This window comes from Mesorhizobium sp. INR15 (genome assembly GCF_015500075.1).
In the GTDB taxonomy this organism is placed as follows: domain Bacteria; phylum Pseudomonadota; class Alphaproteobacteria; order Rhizobiales; family Rhizobiaceae; genus Mesorhizobium.
This window is the reverse complement of the sequence record NZ_CP045496.1, coordinates 2,688,445-2,705,534: the sequence shown is the minus strand read 5'-3', so window position 1 is coordinate 2,705,534 and position 17,090 is coordinate 2,688,445. Positions and strand designations below refer to the sequence as shown.

14 protein-coding genes are annotated in these 17,090 nt (G+C 59.8%); 8 read left to right on the top strand and 6 right to left on the bottom strand.

Going from position 1 to position 17,090, the window contains the following annotated elements:
* Window positions 1–319: 319 nt before the first annotated feature.
* The 5 genes from GA829_RS13285 to GA829_RS13265 form a co-directional block, all read right to left on the bottom strand.
* Complete coding sequence (locus GA829_RS13285) at window positions 320–1,381, bottom strand: DUF7146 domain-containing protein (protein WP_195178946.1); 1,062 nt, start codon at window positions 1,379–1,381, stop codon at window positions 320–322.
* The gene (locus GA829_RS13280) at window positions 1,381–5,697 is read right to left on the bottom strand and encodes a strawberry notch family protein (protein WP_195178945.1); all 4,317 of its coding nucleotides are present in this window, start codon (window positions 5,695–5,697) and stop codon (window positions 1,381–1,383) included. The genes GA829_RS13285 and GA829_RS13280 overlap by 1 nt, the downstream gene beginning before the upstream one ends.
* 155 nt (window positions 5,698–5,852) lie before the next feature.
* On the bottom strand, window positions 5,853–7,973 hold the full coding sequence (locus GA829_RS13275) for a ParB/RepB/Spo0J family partition protein (protein WP_195178944.1): 2,121 nt from the start codon (window positions 7,971–7,973) through the stop codon (window positions 5,853–5,855).
* A 199-nt stretch (window positions 7,974–8,172) separates the two neighbouring features.
* On the bottom strand, window positions 8,173–9,129 hold the full coding sequence (locus GA829_RS13270; protein WP_195178943.1) for an ArdC family protein: 957 nt from the start codon (window positions 9,127–9,129) through the stop codon (window positions 8,173–8,175).
* Window positions 9,130–9,860: 731 nt separating this feature from the next.
* On the bottom strand, window positions 9,861–10,097 hold the full coding sequence (locus tag GA829_RS13265) for a hypothetical protein (RefSeq protein ID WP_195178942.1): 237 nt from the start codon (window positions 10,095–10,097) through the stop codon (window positions 9,861–9,863).
* A 231-nt stretch (window positions 10,098–10,328) separates the two neighbouring features.
* Here GA829_RS13265 and GA829_RS13260 point away from each other — a divergent pair, with 231 nt between their 5' ends.
* The 8 genes from GA829_RS13260 to GA829_RS13225 all read left to right on the top strand — a co-directional run bounded on the left by GA829_RS13260 (window position 10,329) and on the right by GA829_RS13225 (window position 16,252).
* Window positions 10,329–10,637 carry a hypothetical protein gene (locus GA829_RS13260; RefSeq protein ID WP_195179912.1) on the top strand — a complete coding sequence of 103 codons (309 nt, stop codon included), beginning with the start codon at window positions 10,329–10,331 and terminating at the stop codon, window positions 10,635–10,637.
* A gap of 417 nt (window positions 10,638–11,054) precedes the next feature.
* The gene (locus GA829_RS13255; RefSeq protein ID WP_195178941.1) at window positions 11,055–11,348 is read left to right on the top strand and encodes a hypothetical protein; all 294 of its coding nucleotides are present in this window, start codon (window positions 11,055–11,057) and stop codon (window positions 11,346–11,348) included.
* A 199-nt stretch (window positions 11,349–11,547) separates the two neighbouring features.
* Complete coding sequence (locus GA829_RS13250) at window positions 11,548–11,916, top strand: ArsR/SmtB family transcription factor (RefSeq protein WP_195178940.1); 369 nt, start codon at window positions 11,548–11,550, stop codon at window positions 11,914–11,916.
* Window positions 11,917–13,011: 1,095 nt separating this feature from the next.
* A complete protein-coding gene (locus GA829_RS13245; RefSeq protein ID WP_195178939.1) occupies window positions 13,012–13,239 on the top strand; it encodes a DUF768 domain-containing protein in 228 nt (75 codons plus the stop codon).
* Complete coding sequence (locus GA829_RS13240; RefSeq protein ID WP_195178938.1) at window positions 13,229–13,411, top strand: hypothetical protein; 183 nt, start codon at window positions 13,229–13,231, stop codon at window positions 13,409–13,411. Before GA829_RS13245 ends, GA829_RS13240 begins: the two co-directional genes overlap by 11 nt.
* A gap of 134 nt (window positions 13,412–13,545) precedes the next feature.
* Entirely contained in the window at window positions 13,546–14,241 is a 696-nt protein-coding gene (locus GA829_RS13235; protein WP_463671733.1) for an ATP-dependent DNA ligase, read from the top strand.
* Between the two features lie 523 nt (window positions 14,242–14,764).
* The gene (locus tag GA829_RS13230; RefSeq protein WP_195178937.1) at window positions 14,765–15,010 is read left to right on the top strand and encodes a hypothetical protein; all 246 of its coding nucleotides are present in this window, start codon (window positions 14,765–14,767) and stop codon (window positions 15,008–15,010) included.
* A 15-nt stretch (window positions 15,011–15,025) separates the two neighbouring features.
* The gene (locus GA829_RS13225) at window positions 15,026–16,252 is read left to right on the top strand and encodes a tyrosine-type recombinase/integrase (protein ID WP_258052263.1); all 1,227 of its coding nucleotides are present in this window, start codon (window positions 15,026–15,028) and stop codon (window positions 16,250–16,252) included.
* Window positions 16,253–16,393: 141 nt separating this feature from the next.
* On the opposite strand, the gene GA829_RS13220 is transcribed toward GA829_RS13225, so the two are convergent.
* Window positions 16,394–17,062 (bottom strand): helix-turn-helix domain-containing protein, encoded by a 669-nt coding sequence (locus GA829_RS13220; protein ID WP_195178936.1) that lies wholly within the window; start codon window positions 17,060–17,062, stop codon window positions 16,394–16,396.
* Window positions 17,063–17,090: the final 28 nt, after the last annotated feature.

The window sequence follows — 17,090 nt, the reverse complement described above, 5'->3', positions numbered from 1 at the left end:
ATCGGCCGCGCCCATCGCGGCCTTCATGGCGATGAGGGCGACGGGCGGTCCGGATCTGCACCCGCAGCGGCAGCGAAGGGCCGCAACGACGTGGAGGATGGCGAGGCCGGCTATTTTGTTTCGCGATGGAAAGCCCTGTCCACGCGGCGCTCCGGCCGCGTGGACAGGGCTTCAGGAAAATAACCGGGCGCAGCCATTGCCGATCCGGACTGGCCGGCGCACCGATCGCCCTCTGGAAGGCCGTGGGCCGCGGCTTTCCGGCAAGGAATACGACACTGCAGCGACTATGGATCAGACGCTGCTTTCTTCCCTTCCCGGATCAGCCTGCTTGCGTCTTCAGGTGCGTGACGTCCAGCGCGGAGATCTGGCGACGCAGGTTTGACCAGAGGGCAGCGGAACCAAGCAGACGCAGATCCTCGTTGAAGTCGCCTCGTTGCGGCGTCAGAACGATCGCCTCGATGGCCGCAGATCGGGCGCGCTCCAAAAGCGTTGCTACTGCTCCATCACCGGCGGGGTCGATGTCGCGAGCAATATAGAGCCGCTTCAGCCCGCCGGGGAAAAGCGTTGCCGACAGGTGGGCGGCTGACAAAGCGGCGATCACGGGCATGGACGGCAAGACTGTGCGCAGCGATAGCATCGTCTCGATGCCTTCACCGGCTGCCATCACATCGTGGCACACCCCAAATCGGACTGCGTGCCCAAGCAGTTCGCCCATGGCCCGTCGCGGCGTATCGAGCGGAGCGCGGCCGAGATGGGCCTCGCTGAAACCATCTGGATCGAGCCAGGTGCGATGCACGCCAGTGACGTTGCCATGGAGATCGGTGACGGCGGCAATCATCGCGGGCCAGGTCTCGGTCGGACCGCCATCGCCAGGGCGATAGTAACAATGAGGATGAAACCGCAGGCTGCCGGTTTCGTGCAACGCCGTTATGCCGCGAGCGCGCAAGTACCGTTCCGCCAGCGTACGGGCAATCGGTTGCGAAACGGCGATCAGTCGCCTTGCCGCTGCACTGGATCCGCTTGAGCCAGACGTACGTCGAATTCGGCGCCCGGTTGAAGCAGACGGTATCCGCGGCATTGACAAAAAGCGGCGCGCTTCGGCCGCAACGTCCTTGAAATTGAGCAGTCCAAGTGATTCCTGAATGACGTCGAGGAGATCGCCATGCTCGCCGGTCGCGGCGTCTGTCCATTTCCCGGCCGAGCCCCTGCCGGTTTCCTGCCCCTTCAGGCGGACGAACATTGAGCGTCCTGACGCATTGCGAACATCACCAACCAGCCAATATCTGCCCTCACGATGACCGCTGGACAAATAGTGCCGGCATACCGCTTCGGCCTCCCGGCTAAGCCTGGAAGCCAGTTCGGAAGCATCGTGGGAGGACATCAGGCAGCGTCCTTCTCGATGATCCGCAGCACCGGAAAATGTTCGAAGACCTTGGCGACGACAGTGGGGCCTTTCGCGTCGACGGGAATGAACATACGCAGTTTCCAGGAGATGATCTCGTGGAAGAGCCCGTAGGCCGAGAGCCGATCGCGCATGGCATCGGTAAAGCCACAGAGTTCTATGCGATCGGCACCCATGACGCGGACGCGCCGAAGCTGAAGATCATCAGCAAGATCGAGCGTTGCGCACCCGTCTCGTAGCACGTTGAAGGCATCATCCGCCGTCAACGTGGTCGCGCCTGTGCCGAGGGCGCCAGCGGCCCAGTCCGCGGAGACCTTGCGGCCAATGACGCGCTCACCGCAATCGGTCTGGAGCCGGTAGACGCGGGGCGACTCCTTGGGGAGCCGCTTCCAGATCGGTAACAAGAGACCGGCCACGATGTGGATGATGGAGTCTGTGAACTGCGGAACCGCAGAAAATTCGTCATTCCAGGCGGTCGCAAAGACGTCGCGCTCCGCTTGCTTCCAATGGCTGTCCTCAATCATGCGAAGCGCGACACGGTGTTGTTCCATCGGACGAATGAGGCGGACACACTGTTCGATTTCGCCACCATCGAGCATGATCGAGGGCACCGGGATCTGAACGGCGGCTCGTGCTGAGCGCTCATTGACGAGCAGGACGGCGCGTCCATCGGCGAAATGGGCGAATGCCTCGTCGATCGGCATCGGCCGATTGCGCTGACGCTGGGCAATTGTGAGAAGTTGCGTCTCGGCGCGCGTGTCCGGATGGCTGTAGATCGTCGCCCGGCCGGTGACGACGAAGCTTTCCGCCCGCAGCGTTTCCAACCCGACGTCATAGATGCCGGCGGCAATGGCTCCCTCCACCTTCGCGGCCAGCAGTTGCTCGAACGCGACGAAGAGGATGTTTTGCAGATCGATGGTGAGCGCCAGCAGTCGGTTGAGGAAGGTGGTGATCGGCGGCAGATTGTCCTTGATGCCGTTTTGGTCCAGCAGCTTCAGACCGGTCGTTTCCTCGAACAGTTGAAGCGAACATCCCTCGATCCTGCCACGCGCGATCAGAAGGTAAAGCTGGCGCAACGCGTCGCGCGCATAGTGCGATTCCAGATTGTCCTCCGGTCGAAACATGCCTTGCCCGCCTGTCTGGCGCTGGCCGCGCGTGATGGCGCCAAGCGTGTCAAGTCGGCGGGCGATGGTCGACAGGAAGCGCTTTTCCGCCTTCACATTGGTGGCGATCGGGCGAAAGAGCGGCGGTTGCGCCTGGTTGGTCCGGTGGGTGCGGCCCAACCCCTGTATGGCCGTTTCGGCTTTCCAGCCGGGTTCGAGCAGGTAATGGACGCGAAGCCTTCTGTTTCGCGCCGAAAGTTCAGCGTGGTAGCTGCGCCCTGTCCCACCGGCGTCGCTGAAGACAAGGACGCGTTTGACGTCGCCCATGAATGCCTGCGCCTCGAAGAGATTGGCGGAGGCCGCGCGGTTCTCGACCGCCAGACGGTCGCCCCGTCGCACGATGCGACGCGATCTTCCCGTTGCTTCAGCTATGATATCCGTGCCGAAGCGCTGGATGATCTGGTCGAGCGCTCCGGGAACCGGCGGCAGGCTGGCAAGCTTTTCGATCAGTGCCGTGCGGCGGTTGACGGCCTCGCGGCTTTCGACCGGCTGGCCGTCACGGAAGACCGGTCTCGACGACAGGTTTCCCTCGGAATCGGTGAACGGCTCATAGAGCTGAACCGGAAACGAGTGCGACAGATAGTCGAGCACATATTCGCGTGGCGTAATGTCGACCCGTACATCGGTCCATTCCTGCGTCGGAACCTCGGCCAGTCGGCGTCCCATCAGTGCTTCGCCGGTGGAGACGATCTGGATGACCGCCGAATGGCCGGCCTGCAGATCCTGATCGATCGAGCGCATCAGCGTCGGCGTCTTCATCGATGTCAGCAGATGACCGAAGAAGCGCTGCTTGGCGCTTTCAAAGGCCGAGCGCGCGGCCGACTTCGCCTGCCGGTTGAGCGTGCCGGTCTCACCGGTGACGTTGGCGGCTCGCAGGGCGGCATCGAGATGATTATGAATAATGGCGAAGGCACCGGCATAGGCGTCGTAGATTCGCCGCTGCTCTTCTGTCAGCCTATGCTCGACCAGGTCATACACGACGCCATCGAAAGACAGCGATCGCGCCGTGTATAGGCCAAGCGCACGAAGGTCGCGGGCCAGCACCTCCATCGCCGCCACCCCTCCTGCCTCTATCGCTTCGACGAACTCCGCGCGGGTCGCGAAAGGAAAGTCTTCACCGCCCCACAAACCGAGCCTCTGGGCGTAGGCCAGATTACCGACCGTTGTGGCGCCGGTAGCCGAGACGTAGACGACGCGGGCACCGGGCAAGGCGTGCTGGAGACGCAGGCCAGCGCGACCCTGTTGCGAAGGCGCGACGTCGCCGCGTTCGCCCTTCCCGCCTCCCGCGTTTTGCATGGCGTGGGCCTCGTCGAAAACCAGAACGCCTGCAAAGTCGGCACCCAACCATTCGACGATCTGCTTGACGCGCGAAACCTTGTCGGCGCGATCATCGGAGCGCAGCGTGGCATAGGTTGTAAACAGGATCCCTTGCGCCAGAGTGATGGGGCGCCCTTGAGCAAAACGGGACAACGGCGTGACCAGCAGACGCTCCATGCCAAGAGCGGCCCAGTCGCGTTGCGCGTCTTCGAGCAGCTTGTCCGATTTGGAAATCCAGACGGCTCTGCGGCGTCCCTGCAGCCAATTGTCGACAATGATACCCGCCGATTGCCGACCCTTGCCCACGCCAGTGCCGTCGCCGATGAAAAAGCCGCGCCGGAAGCGAATTGCTCCATCGGCGTCCTCCGCCGCCACCTTGACGAGGTCACAGGTTTCATCGACCGACCATGATCCCGAAAGGAGCCCGCAATGGGCCTCGCCAGCAAGGATTATCGTTTCGAGCTGCGCAGCCGAGAGTCTATCCAGGATATCGCAGGGAAGCGTGGGGCGGTAGCTCGGCACGGGCGGCGCCACCGATGCCATGGCCGCGGACTGCACCAGCTTGGTCGGATGCGGCTGGGAGCCCGGGATACGGATCGTCTGTAGTGCGTATTCCTCATAGATGGCATCGGTCATACGGGCGTCGTCGGTGGGAACCCAGGCGATCGTCTCGTAGTCGAGTTCCACACCCATCGGTTCGGCGAGTTTCGAGACGGCCACGACCGGCAAGCCTGCTCGATAGCCGCCTATAGTTCGAGGTAGGGACGAGGCATGGGCGAAATCGAGCCCGCCGGTGACCGGCAGCCGCGCCGGTAACTGCTCCTCTATCCAGCCGAGCAGCGTTGCGACATCAGGGGCAAATCCTGGCGAGGCTGGGAAGATTGAGGGATCGTCGGCGGGATGCTTGTCGATGACTGTCAGGCGCGTCTCGATGGCAGTACCGTGTTTGGCATAGACGGAGCCGTCGACAGCTGCGGTGAAGACGACGCGACCACGCTCCTGCAGTCGAACAAATGCATCCCGCCAGGCAGGCGCCTGTGGTCCAAGGTTCGCCGCCGTTATCGTGACAAGGCGACCACCATCTGCGAGCCGGGCAAGTGCTGCGCTGATGTGGCGACAGGCTGCATCGCCGACACGACCCTGAACATTGGCGAGGACCGAAAAGGGCGGGTTCATCAACACGACCGTCGGCACGACAGCCGCATCGAGATTGTCGTCGATCTGAGCGGCATCAAATCGCGTAACCGACAGCGCGGGAAACAGGGTGGAAAGCAGGGCCGCGCGGGTCGCGGCAAGCTCATTCAGGATGAGGGTCCCGCCGGTGATCTCGGCGAGGATGGCTAGCAGGCCGGTGCCGGCGGAAGGTTCAAGCACGCGGTCCCGCGCCGTGATGGCCGCCGCGGTCGCGGCAACGAAACCAAGTGCGATCGGCGTCGAGAATTGCTGGAGCGCCTGGGATTCCACGGAGCGTCGCGTATGTGTGGGCAACAGCGCTGCAATCTTGCCAAGCAAAGGCAGGACACCGCCAGCAGACCCAGCCTTGCGTAGAAGTGCCCTTCCGTATTTGCGCAGAAGAAGCGCGCTCGCGATCTCACAGGCTTCATAGGCAGCCTTCCAATTCCAAGCGCCGCTCGTGTCAGATGCCTGAAACGCCGTTTCCATCGCGTTTCGCAAAACGGTTGCATCGATGCGCCGCCCACGTTCGAGATCTGGAAGCAAATGCAGCGCCGCGGCATAAATGGCCGCGGCCGTTTCGGCATTCTCGGAGGTGGAAGAGACTGGGTCGCAGCCTGCGATCGCAAACGGTAGGTTCATCGGATTGGCCTCGGAGAGCAAAAGAGGGAAAGCCGTCGGCGCTCTCTGACCAGACAGGCTCAAATCCATCTCGGCCGGCCTCTCACTCTGTCTCGCGCAAAAAAAATGCCCGGCGCTCGCGGGAGCGCCGGGCAGTCGGATCAGAAACCTTCTGATTACTCGGCAGCGACGGGCCGATCCACCTCGTCGCTGGTCAAGTCGTTGTCGGCCTCGTCGGCGAGAAATTCGGGCAATGCCTCGCCGTCATCGGGCAAGTTGGCGCCGAGCGCTTCGGCGTCGGCAAGCCGTAGCGGCTCAGGAAGCCAGCATCTGTCCACCAGCAGCCGTTCCGCCTCCCTGGCCATGTCGCCCTTCTTGAGATGATCGATAAGCTGCGCGGCTTGCTTGCCCGCCCCTTCGCGAACGGCCTCGAGAATGCGCGCCTTGGTGACGCGGCCGAGATAATTGCCGACCGTCGGCCGCCACCCTGCAGTGATCATGTCCAGGCCGACGGCACGTGCCAGGTGATCGGCCTCGGCAAGACGCTGCTGCACGCCATGCGCCGAAATGGCGCCATTGCCGTGTCGATCGGCGCGTTCATAGAGGGCGTTGACGCCAAAGGACGCACAATGCGCGAACAACTCGCTTTGTTCGGCGTGGGTGAGTGCGGCAAGGGCGTCCCACAGTTCGCTGAGATCGGCTGGCAGACGCGCTTCCCAGGCTTGCTGACGCGCTTCGATCGCCCGCGCGAAGGATGTGTCACGAAGCTCGGCGGACTGCCCGGAAAAGGTGGTCCCTCGTACGGAAACTTCCATCGCAACACCCTGCGCGCTGTAGCGGCCGAAAACATCGCGAACGAATTTATGCAGCACGGCCAGAAATGCGGCAGCAGGATCGTTCGCAAGCTTGTCGCGCAGTGCCAGCGTGCGCTCGGCGGTCAGTTCCGTAATCAGGCGATCCGGCAATGGCTTGATGCCGTCCTCCTCGTCATCGTCTGGGTCGGTTGATTGCCCACCGATGGTGATGACTGCCCGCTGAACCGATCCGGCTGTCTCGGGGTCGCCAGCGGCGCCCCCACCAGGGCTGGAACCGCCCTTCGGGCCGTTGGAACTGTCATCCTCCGGCTTCACATAGCCCCGCTCGACGAGAAGCGCCCCATCAGCATCGACGCTGACAAAGACGCCGGCTCGCGCGACCTGCGCCGGATCGAAGCGTACTGGTCGTGTTTCCAATTGCCCGATGGCTGCTTCGAGTTCGCCCAACCGCTGGTCGACGTCATCTGGAAGCTCGTCAGCCTCTTCATACGCCGCCTGCAACGTGTGGAACTCATCGCGCAACGCGCTGAGTGTCGCCGTTTCCTCGTCATTGAGATCAACGGGCGTGCCCTCGAGTTCGCGCAAGCCGTGAGAAACGCCATAGGGCAAGCTGACCGCGACCTCGATCCACTTCCAGCCTTCATTGGCGATTTCGCTGGCCACCATGTGCAGCTTCTCGGTCACGAGACGATCGAGCAACGATGGATCTTGCAGCCATCCGCCATCGTCGGATTGAAAAAGGTCACGCAAAACATCTCCCCCCGCCGCCTCGTAAGCCTCAAGGCCGATGAAGATTGCTCGTTTGTCGGACGCGCGAACCGTGTTTTCGGTCAGCATCCGGCGGATCTGATATGGTTCTTTCGACCAGCTGTTGCTGATTGCCTCCCACACCTGCTCCTGCCTCGCGTGGTCATTGTTGACGCAGAACGCCTCGAGTTGGGCAATCGTCATGCCGTCTTCGGCGTAGATATCGAGGAGCGCCGGCGAAACGGTTGTGAGCTTCAGCCGCTGCTTGACGATATTGACCGATATGAAGAACGCGGCAGCGATTTCCTCCTCGGACATGCCGGCGTCGCGCAGATCCTTGAAGGCCCGATATTGGTCCAAAGGATGAAGTGGCGCGCGTTCAATGTTTTCGGCCAACGAAACTTCCTGCGCGAGGATGCCGCTGGAAGCACTGCCGACGACACACGGGACAGGCGCGGATTTGGCGAGACGTTTCTGCTTGACGAGCATTTCAAGGGCCCGGTAGCGGCGCCCGCCGGCCGGCACCTCGAACATCCCTGTCTCCTGGCCTTCGGCACCGAGCACCGGGCGAACATGTATGCTCTGGATCAATCCGCGTCGCGCGATCGAAGCCGCCAGATCCTCGATCGAGAGACCAGCCTTGATGCGGCGGACGTTGGTCTGGGCAAGCACCAGCTTGTTGAATGGAATATCGCGCGAGGACGACAGCGTGATCTTTTGAACGGAAGTGGTCATTTGAGGTTCTCCGCGACGGACCGCCGAGAGCCTCTCTCTCGGTCCCGAGCCCGTCACCAGATCCCTTCAAACCTCTTCCTCTCCATGCCTCCGCACCGGCCAGCACACCGTGATCGATGGCGGTGGCCTCGATGAGGCGTCATGTGCCGAAGCGAGGCGGATCAAGAGCCCAGGCACGTCATTGGCGCCATGATGAACATCAAGCCGCCCGCTTTTCAGTGGCCGAGTGAGACCTGATCGTTGGTTCGGCTAGAGAATGATTCAGGATCCAGTCTGCCGCTTTGCTTGCCTGGCTGGCGGCACGCACGATGGCGCGATTGTCTTCCCGCAACACCTCGAGCCAGGAGCCGATATAGTCCGCATGCCGAACCGTCGGCACGATGCCCAACGCCGCACAGCAGAAAGCCGCATTGACCTCTGCCACCAGCTCCTCGAACGCATACTTCTTCGAACCGAAAGAGCCAGAGAGATCGCGCGCCAGGCGTGAACCGTGGCCGGTCGCGTGGCCAAGCTCATGCAGAGCTGTGCGATGCCAGTTGATCGTCTCGAAGTAAGCCTGAGGAGGAGGCACCTGCACATAATCAGGGACGGGCACGTAGAAGGCCCTGTCACCCCCGATGCGGAATGGCACTCCGGTTGCCTTGATTAGCTTCTCAACCTGGGGCTCGATCAAACCTGCGGCAGGCGCTGGCCCCGAAGTCGCGACTTCAGCAGGCAGCCCCTCACATTGTTCGATGTTGAAAACAGTAAAGCGCTTCAGGAACGGGATCGCCTGGGCATCCTCGCCCGTCTCGCGAGCGCGCTTTTTCTCATCATTCGGGACGAAACGGTCGGCGTAGACGACCGTGCTACCACGCTCGCCCTTGCGGACATTTCCGCCGAGCCCGAGAGCCTGTCGGTACGTCACCCAGGCCTGTGTTGAATACCCGCGTTCGATAACGGCGCCCCACAGAATAAGAACGTTGATACCGGTATACGAGCGCTGCGTGCTGGCGTTCTTCGGCAAGGCAAGCGACGCATTGGCTGCGGAAGTCCCCCATGGCTGGACCCAAGGAAAACGACCTGCTTCCAGTTCGGCGATTATTTTGCCGGTGATCTCATCATAGAGGCTCGAACGCTCGGCGACAGCGTGGCCCCGATTGCTTTGGAACGTCATCATGGTTCTCCGCGACCGGCGCCGAAGGCCTCTCCTTCCGCTTTCAACTGGTCGCGGAAAACTCGGCCCTCCTCTTACTCTCCGCCGGGAGAGCGTCCGGCTCGCCCGGCCAAGCCAACAAGGGCGCACAAGGCGGAAGCACCGAAATGTCCGTCACCGAGATTCAGTCAGTTCGGTGCTGGAGCAGGTTCGTGGCCCTGAGACCGGTTCAACAGGGCGGCCGTAGGAGCATCAGCGTAGCGCCGCCATCAGGCGGAATGCGGGACCGACCGCCCCCGGCGAGGGGCGCCGTATGAAAACCTTACTCGGTAAATTGACTGCCCCGGGGGAGAGTTCAATGAGGCCGCGATAAACGACGCCAGCGGTGCGGAACTGCGCCCCGGGAGGAAGCGGCATAGGCCAGATCGGTGCGTGAATTCAGTTCCTGAGATAGCTCTTCCGGCCGCTGTCGGTGATGCAGTAGTGTCCCCCACGAGGCCCAGTGCAGAATTGCCCATTCCGGCAACCGCACTCGCTCTCACCGTTGGCAGGCGACATCTCGGAAGATCCGCCGCCAATGAGTCCAAGTGCCTGACCCGGCGATCCGCCCATTTCGGCCGAGCAATTCTTCTTGCTGGCGCTGACCGACCCGTCGTTGCAAATGAAGGTGCTGCCCTGGCAGTGCGAGATTCCGCCTTTATGCCCGCTGCAGGGTGTGTTCGTTGCGAAAGCCAGATGCGGGCCAAGAAGCATCAAAATCGCCGCGAGAAGAAAAGACCTGGACAGATGCAAAGAAAGCCTCCCAAGGCCAGTGCTCGAAGCGTAACCACAGGATTGAAGATTAGATAGTCCTGTCCGGCTTCTTCTGGTGGCAGATCGCTGCGTCCTATCACGCGACGTTCGACCTCGGCTATGCCGCTTATATCGTGTTCCTGGCGTTGCAGTTTTCGAATTTGATCGTCGCCGCCCGCGATGCTCGAACGGTTCATGACAAATTCGCGGGAAGCAGAGTGCCGGACAGTGATACCCTCAAAAGCGCAGCCGCATTCATTGCCTTCGTGCTTGCCGGCCTATGGGCCTATTTCCGGCCGCAGCGGCGCCCGGCAGCCGGTACGGTTCTTACAGGCGTCGGGCTTGAGCTCGGCACGCGAGAGCAAACCGCTCGTCTGATTGAATAGGTCAAGCGTATCGCCGACGCAGTCGAAAACAAGAACCAGGAGATGATTCAGGACAGCCTTGGGAATCTGGCGGACAAGGTCGACCAGGAATTGGGAACGGCGAGTGCGGTAACGTCCACGTGGAACCTAAGCCACCCAGCAGGGTTCATCGTCCGAAGAGGAGAAGAAGCCATGGAACCAAAGTCAAGCCGCGACATGCCAGGTGTAAAACCTCGCAAGGATACAGACCGCGAGACGAGAGAGGCGGTCGTGAAAACACCTGAAAAGACAAACGACTGGGATTGGGATCAGGTCCACGGTGACGGTAACACCGTCGGGATAAAGCCTGAACAAGGCGTAGAGTCTAAATAGCGACACGCTATCCATAATATGACGCGGGAGGCGCCGTCGACGCCCGCAGCCACCAGGCAAATTATCTGGGGCATGACAATTAGATGGCTCGGTCAGTTTTGGACCATGCCCCAAGTCGCGACCGCGATCATGGCTATAATTGCGACGTATTCCATCCACAGTCGACGAGAGGGCATGGATGGCCATTTTTCTTTTCAAATCGACACCGCGAGAAAGCGTCGACCTCCCGTTGGTCAACCCTGTCGCAACCAATCCTGCATCCGCAAGTTGACCCCCTGCTGGTTGATCCCAGCACACTCCAGACTTCGCCCGCCAGCCCACCCTGGCGGGCTTTTTCTTTTAGGCGAAACTTTTCCTTGTCAACGGAGTTTACGGAACAAGCTGCTGACATGGCAGTCTTAACCGGAGGAATTTTCCATGAACTTTAAGATGCTCAGCATGGGCGCAATGGCGCTTGCGATGATAACCGGCTCGGCTTTGGCTGGCGGCAGCACCGGCACTTCGGCGCTCGACGACCCGGCAAAGATGGCTCCTTTCTTCACCGATCCCGGAATGAAGACCATGAGATCCGAAGCTGAATTCAAGACTGCCTGGATGGCGATGAAGGAAGAGGATCGCGCCGGCATGATGAAGGAATGCGGCGATGAGGCGATTGCCAAATCGCATGACAATTTCTGCAAGATGACCAAGCAACTCGGCGGCGCCAACTAATCGCGGCACTTAAGCCTCTGTACGACGGCCCGTCAGCTCCGGCTGGCGGGCTTTTTTGTTCTCCCTTGGGAACCGCTGAACCCTGGCGAAGTTGGCATAGGTCAGCTGGAAAGCTGGTGACCGGCCCTCCGGTCGGCCCGCGTGCGTCCCGCCAGATTGTGCGCGGGCCATCCATCCGGGGAAACATGCGGGATTGATTTTGAACTACGCCAGAAAGCGAATAGCAGAAATAAAAGAAGATCGCCGAAAAGCGATATCGCGGGACGTATCAGTGCCGAAATGTGCAGCGATCTTAACCGCTCTCGCTCACCCCACACGCCTTCTAATGATGGTCTACCTCCTGGAGGGCGATGCTACTGTTGCAGACTTGCTAGCCAACGTAGGCGGCAGCCGCTCAGGGCTATCGCAACATTTGAAGGAGATGAGGGAGATCGGGCTGATAGACTCCCGCTCAGAAGGCACCTGGCGCATTTATTTTTGCAACTCGAACGAAGCACGTATTATCGTCAGATGGCTAGAGAAGCTTGCCGACCAGGGAAAGATATTGCAAAACAGTTTCATTTCTTGAGGGGATTTTGTTTGTCCTCAAGCTCGTTGTTGCGGCGCGCATCAACCCGTCGCAGCACCTCAATGCACGCGGCAACCAACCCCGCCCCCGCAAGGTGACCTCTGCTGGATGATCCTTATCGGCTAAGTGTCTACTCGCACCCGACGCCGTCGTGATCGCCGTCTAAGTGATTTGGGTCTGCGCCAGTGATCCGCACCGGACCGGCAACAACCGGATTGTTCCCTTTACCGCCAGTACAGTCTAGGTCCCCGCCGGACTGCGACGCGACACGACGGTAAGCGTTAACTACCGCCAGTGCTCGCGCCCCGTCGCCTTCAATATGAGTGTTCTGGCTGTTTGGGTTTAGTGGATCGACCGTCTGCAACATTAGGTTAGATTTGTTGGCATCGTCACTCGCGAGTGTCACACCGTCGTAATGGTTGATATAGTCTGCTGCGCAGCCGCTGAGAAATACGATAGACAGAATTGCCCTCGCAAAATGAATTCTCATGACAGCCCCCGAGACCAGGGGAAGACTATGCTGGAATTGATTTCATGTCGAATCGCTAATATTAATCTCATGAGCGGAACGGCGCGACGTTTAAAGCCTTTGGACTTCGACCAGCGAGGCTTTCTTGTTTCTAGCAACCAATCCCGCTGTTGCAGTTGATGTCCGCTGGGTATCACAGCACCGCTCCAGACCCCCTTGGCGGGCTTTTTGTGTCACCTTGACACCATGGAACAAACGGGCCGGAGCGATGTTAGGGCTAAAGCTGGGGGATGACACCTCATTCCCTGGCATCAAAAGCCTCGTCGCTCTCTCCCGTAAGCGGCAGGCTTTTTTCTTGTAGCAAACAGGTGTGCCCTACACGTCCTTGACATGGCCGGCTGCTTCGCCAATCTCACAGCTAGGGAAGACAACAAATGAAGAAGACCTACCAACGGCCGCAACTTGTGAAGAAGACGAGGCTCGCCACCATTACGGCATCGCCATCGGCGCCCATTCTGCTACCGCTTACCAACGGCTGAGTTATTCCGCGAAGAGAAGTCCGCTGCCGGAGGTGGCGGGCTTTTTTGCATTCTGGAACCGACAGCTTGTCGCGAGCTTATCTCGCCATGAGCGCACGCGGAACGAACTTCCTCCACGAATGGCTGAGTGAAAACCTGCCGACAATTACCGGCTCCGACATCATATCGGTCGCGGACGCGATACAACGGATGACGCGCGCCGCCAAATTGCGCGGCATCGGCATGGAAGAGATCGAGGAAGAGACCGGCAGCGTCTATGAGACGGTCTTCGACGCCATTGTTCACCATGACTCAGGGCACCACAATGAAGGGTAGGACCAAAAAACTGCTTGGCCCGGCCTATGTCATCTATCCGCCGCCTCTACACGGCTTGCCCTTCCTGGCGGTCCTTCTGAAACCCGACGGCTCCGTTCTCGCTCGACCGTTCTTCTCGGTGGATGAGGCCATCGCATTTAACAACTCAGCCTCGGAACAGCCGCCGAATTGATACTTCGGACTTTTGGAACCATTTCAGCGTAAGCTAATTGAATCGCGGTTTTGCGAGTCAGTTCATGCGTTTGAAGTTTGTCGAGCCGCTCATGCCAACCCTAGTGGAGAAGCCTCCAGAAGGGTGACGACTGGATTAAGGAAATCAAATTCGACGGCTACCGCTCGCAGATCATTCTCGACCAAGATGTCAGCATCTTCACCCGAAACGGTTTGGACTGGACGGCGAAATATCGCGACCTTGCCGGCGCGGCCAAGCGCCTCGGCTTGGCCAACGCCATCCTTGACGGCGAGATCGTAGTGCTCGACGGTGCTGGCCTGTCTGATTTCGGCGCCCTGCGAATAGCCATCACTGGGCGTCAGCATGATCTATATTTTGTCGCCTTCGATATGCTCCATCTCAATGGCCACGATCTGGGGGATATGGGTCTGGAAGACCGGCGGGAAATCTTCGAGAACATTGTCCAGCCTGGGAGTCACATACAATTCAGCGAGGCGCTGCCTGGCGATGCCAAGGCGATATTCGATCTGATCGATAAAGCCGGCATCGAGGGCATGGTTTCAAAGCGGCGCGACAGCAAATACCGCAGCGGCCGATCGACGAGCTGGTTGAAGATCAAGAGCTATGCAGTCGAGGAATACGATCTGCTTCGCGTCGAGCGGGAGCCAGGCAAGCCGGCCTTCGCACTGATGGCGGATCGCAAGACCGGGAAATATGTCGGATCCGCCTTCATCAACTCCAGCCGCATTATTCGTGAGCGGCTATGGAGACGCGTACAGGAGCATGCCGGCCCGGCGCCGAATGGCATGAAACGACCGGCGACGCAGTGAGTCAAGCCCGGGCTCGTCGGCCGGTAAAGCATTTGCGCGGCGAAGAGGATTTGCGTCACGCTTCCTTGCAGGACTTCCGTTAGGAATAGGGGGCAACTGAGCGCTGGGGGCTCGGCGAAGTTCGAATTCTTCGCGACGAGCGCCCACTGTGCACGGCTGGCGGTGTCGACATCGCGGAATGGATGGTGAGACGAGGCTTTGCGCTCGACCGGCCAAAATACAGCGCCGGATTCTACACAAAGCCCAAGACGAAGCTCGAATGGCGCAGCGCGGTGTTTGGGCCGGTCGTTCGACGAGCCTTGGGCGTGGCGCAAGAAAATGACGGTGAATAGGCTTTATCGGCGCCAGGACGGCAAAAGGCTTGGACGAACCCTCACCGTCGAACCCAACCGTCCCTTTCGTACGCCGCGACACTCCAATCTACCCGGCACCGGTCAAACCAGCTTTCCGTTGGCACGACGAGCCTCTACTTCCATCGCGAACCGTTTCACGCGATTTGAAGTGCGACCAGAGGACCAAGGTGATGAAGAGCGACACCCTCTCCTACCCACCGCGCGGCCTGTCACGCGATGACGCAGCAAGATACGTCGGCGTAGGCGTGACGAAATTCGACCAAATGGTCGCCGACCGGCGCATGCCGAAACCGAAGAAAATCGATAGTCGTGTGATCTGGGATCGCCTTAAACTGGAGGCCGCGTTCGTAGATCTACCCGGCGACGATGACGACAATATCGTCGACTTTCTCTTGCAAGGGAATCATCGAGGGTAATATTCTGGTTCTGCTATGGAACAGCGTCTGAAAGACAAATATCCGGGTGTGTCCTCTTATGAGGACCGCCATGGAAAGACGCGCTGGCGCTACCGCGCCAACGGACGTCTGGTGCCGCTGCCTGCTCCAAACGAGAGAGATTTCAACGAAGCCTATCAGGCCGCTGTCGAAGGTCGCAAGATTCAAAAACCGCCGGTTGTCACAATGCCGGGCGCTGCCTTGCCAGGAACCTTCGGAGCAGCGGAAAAGAGATTGAAGGCATCGGTCAAGTGGCTCGCCCATGATGACAGCACGAAATTCAAGAACAGCCGTCTGATCGAGGAATTTCTGGGTCTGCGGGTTGTCGAGGACCATCCACTCACATGGCGCGATGTGCCGGTTAAGAACTTGAGGCGGGTCCACGTCGAGGAGCTTCTGGGATGCTTCATCGCGACACCACACAAGGCGAAGCATCTGCTGGTCGCGATACGCAAGCTCGTCTATATCGCGATACGACTGGACTGGATCGAAATCGACCCTACTGCTGCGGTCGAGTGGCGTCCTGCCTATACGGGCTGGAAGGCTTGGCCGCACGAAGCCATGCAGAAGTTCGAGGAGCGCTGGCCGCTCGGGACTGCTGCGCGCACCTGTTATGGGCTGGCGCTTTGGCTGGGCAATCGTCGCGGCGATGTCGCCGATTTACGGTGGGACCAGAGGGTGACGCGCAAGGTCATGATCGATGGCCAAGAACGTCATTTCGACGGCTTTGACATCGTCCAGGGAAAGAACAAGAACAGGACCGGCGGCAAGCGGCTTTTCGTACCGATTACGCCCATGCTTGCCGAAATCCTTGAGGCCACTGACAAGCGCGGCGAAACCGTCCTGGTGACCGCTTATGGCCAACCCTTCTCCTCCAAATCGCTGACCGGGACCATGGCACGCTGGTGCGAGCTTGCCGGGCTTGCGAAAGGGCTGACTCTGCACGGACTGCGAAAGTCACTCGGCGTCTATCTCGCCGAGGCCGAGGCCTCGACGAGGCAGCTCATGGATGTTCTGGGGCACGACGACATCGATCACGCTGAGCTATATTCGCGCGAGGCATCGCAGGTTCGTCTGGCGGTTCAGGGCATGGATCGCGTCGTGAGGCTCGTGACCCGTAAGCCGATGCTTGGCGAACCTGTTGGCGAACCTGTTGGCGAACCTACTCTTAAGCCATTGATAAATAACGATAATGGTGGGCCCGGAGGGAACATTTTATCGTAGTATTTCATATAGTTACTAGGTGAAATACCACGCTTAGATACCACACTGTCGTAGGATGCATTGGGACTTATGGGTACATAACGGCTGGTCGTACTCACGCCATTTAACCGCCGCGTTGTGACCGGCAGCACCGCAGATCGTTCAAAGACGATCCGCGAAGGACTTGATCTCTTTGAAGGTGCTGCCCTCAAGCTTGACTTCAAACGCATGGCTTTTTCTGGTGCCAACCTTCTCGATCGTATCCCAATCGAGTTCATAGATACGAACAGCGAAGCCTTTCATCGGGACAACGCCAAGTACGATCGCGCCTTCCCGCGCGGCGTGCGGCACCAGGAAATACTGCTCGCCGTCCTCGCCCAACACCGTGTTGATGTGGAAGCGATAGTGAGCGCCACGGATGATCGCATAAAGGTCGATCTTGCTTGCCGTTGAAAGCGAATCGTTTTCGTCGGGAAATGAGGGATGCCCGCCGTCCATCTGAATGAAGCCTGCAACCAGGTTGACAGCGCCACCAGCCACAACGTTGTGCATCTTGCGCTGCGTGTCAGTGAACTCAGGTGACTTGCCCGTCGTCAGCCAAGACTCATCCACAGTCAGAATTCGTGCCAGCGCGATCATGGCTAAATGGCGCGGCCGGGTCTCGCCCGCAAACCACTTGCGGATAGTCTCCACCGACACCTTCACGTTGTGCTTTGCGAGTTGATCGGTGAACCAGCCGAGGCGTCCGTGGTTCAGCTGTGGAACATCGGGATTTCCATCGCAGGCTCGCTCAAGCCTACGTCCAAATTCAGGGTGCGCAATGTCTTTCATTGTGTCCTCCTTTCCATGCAATGCCTCG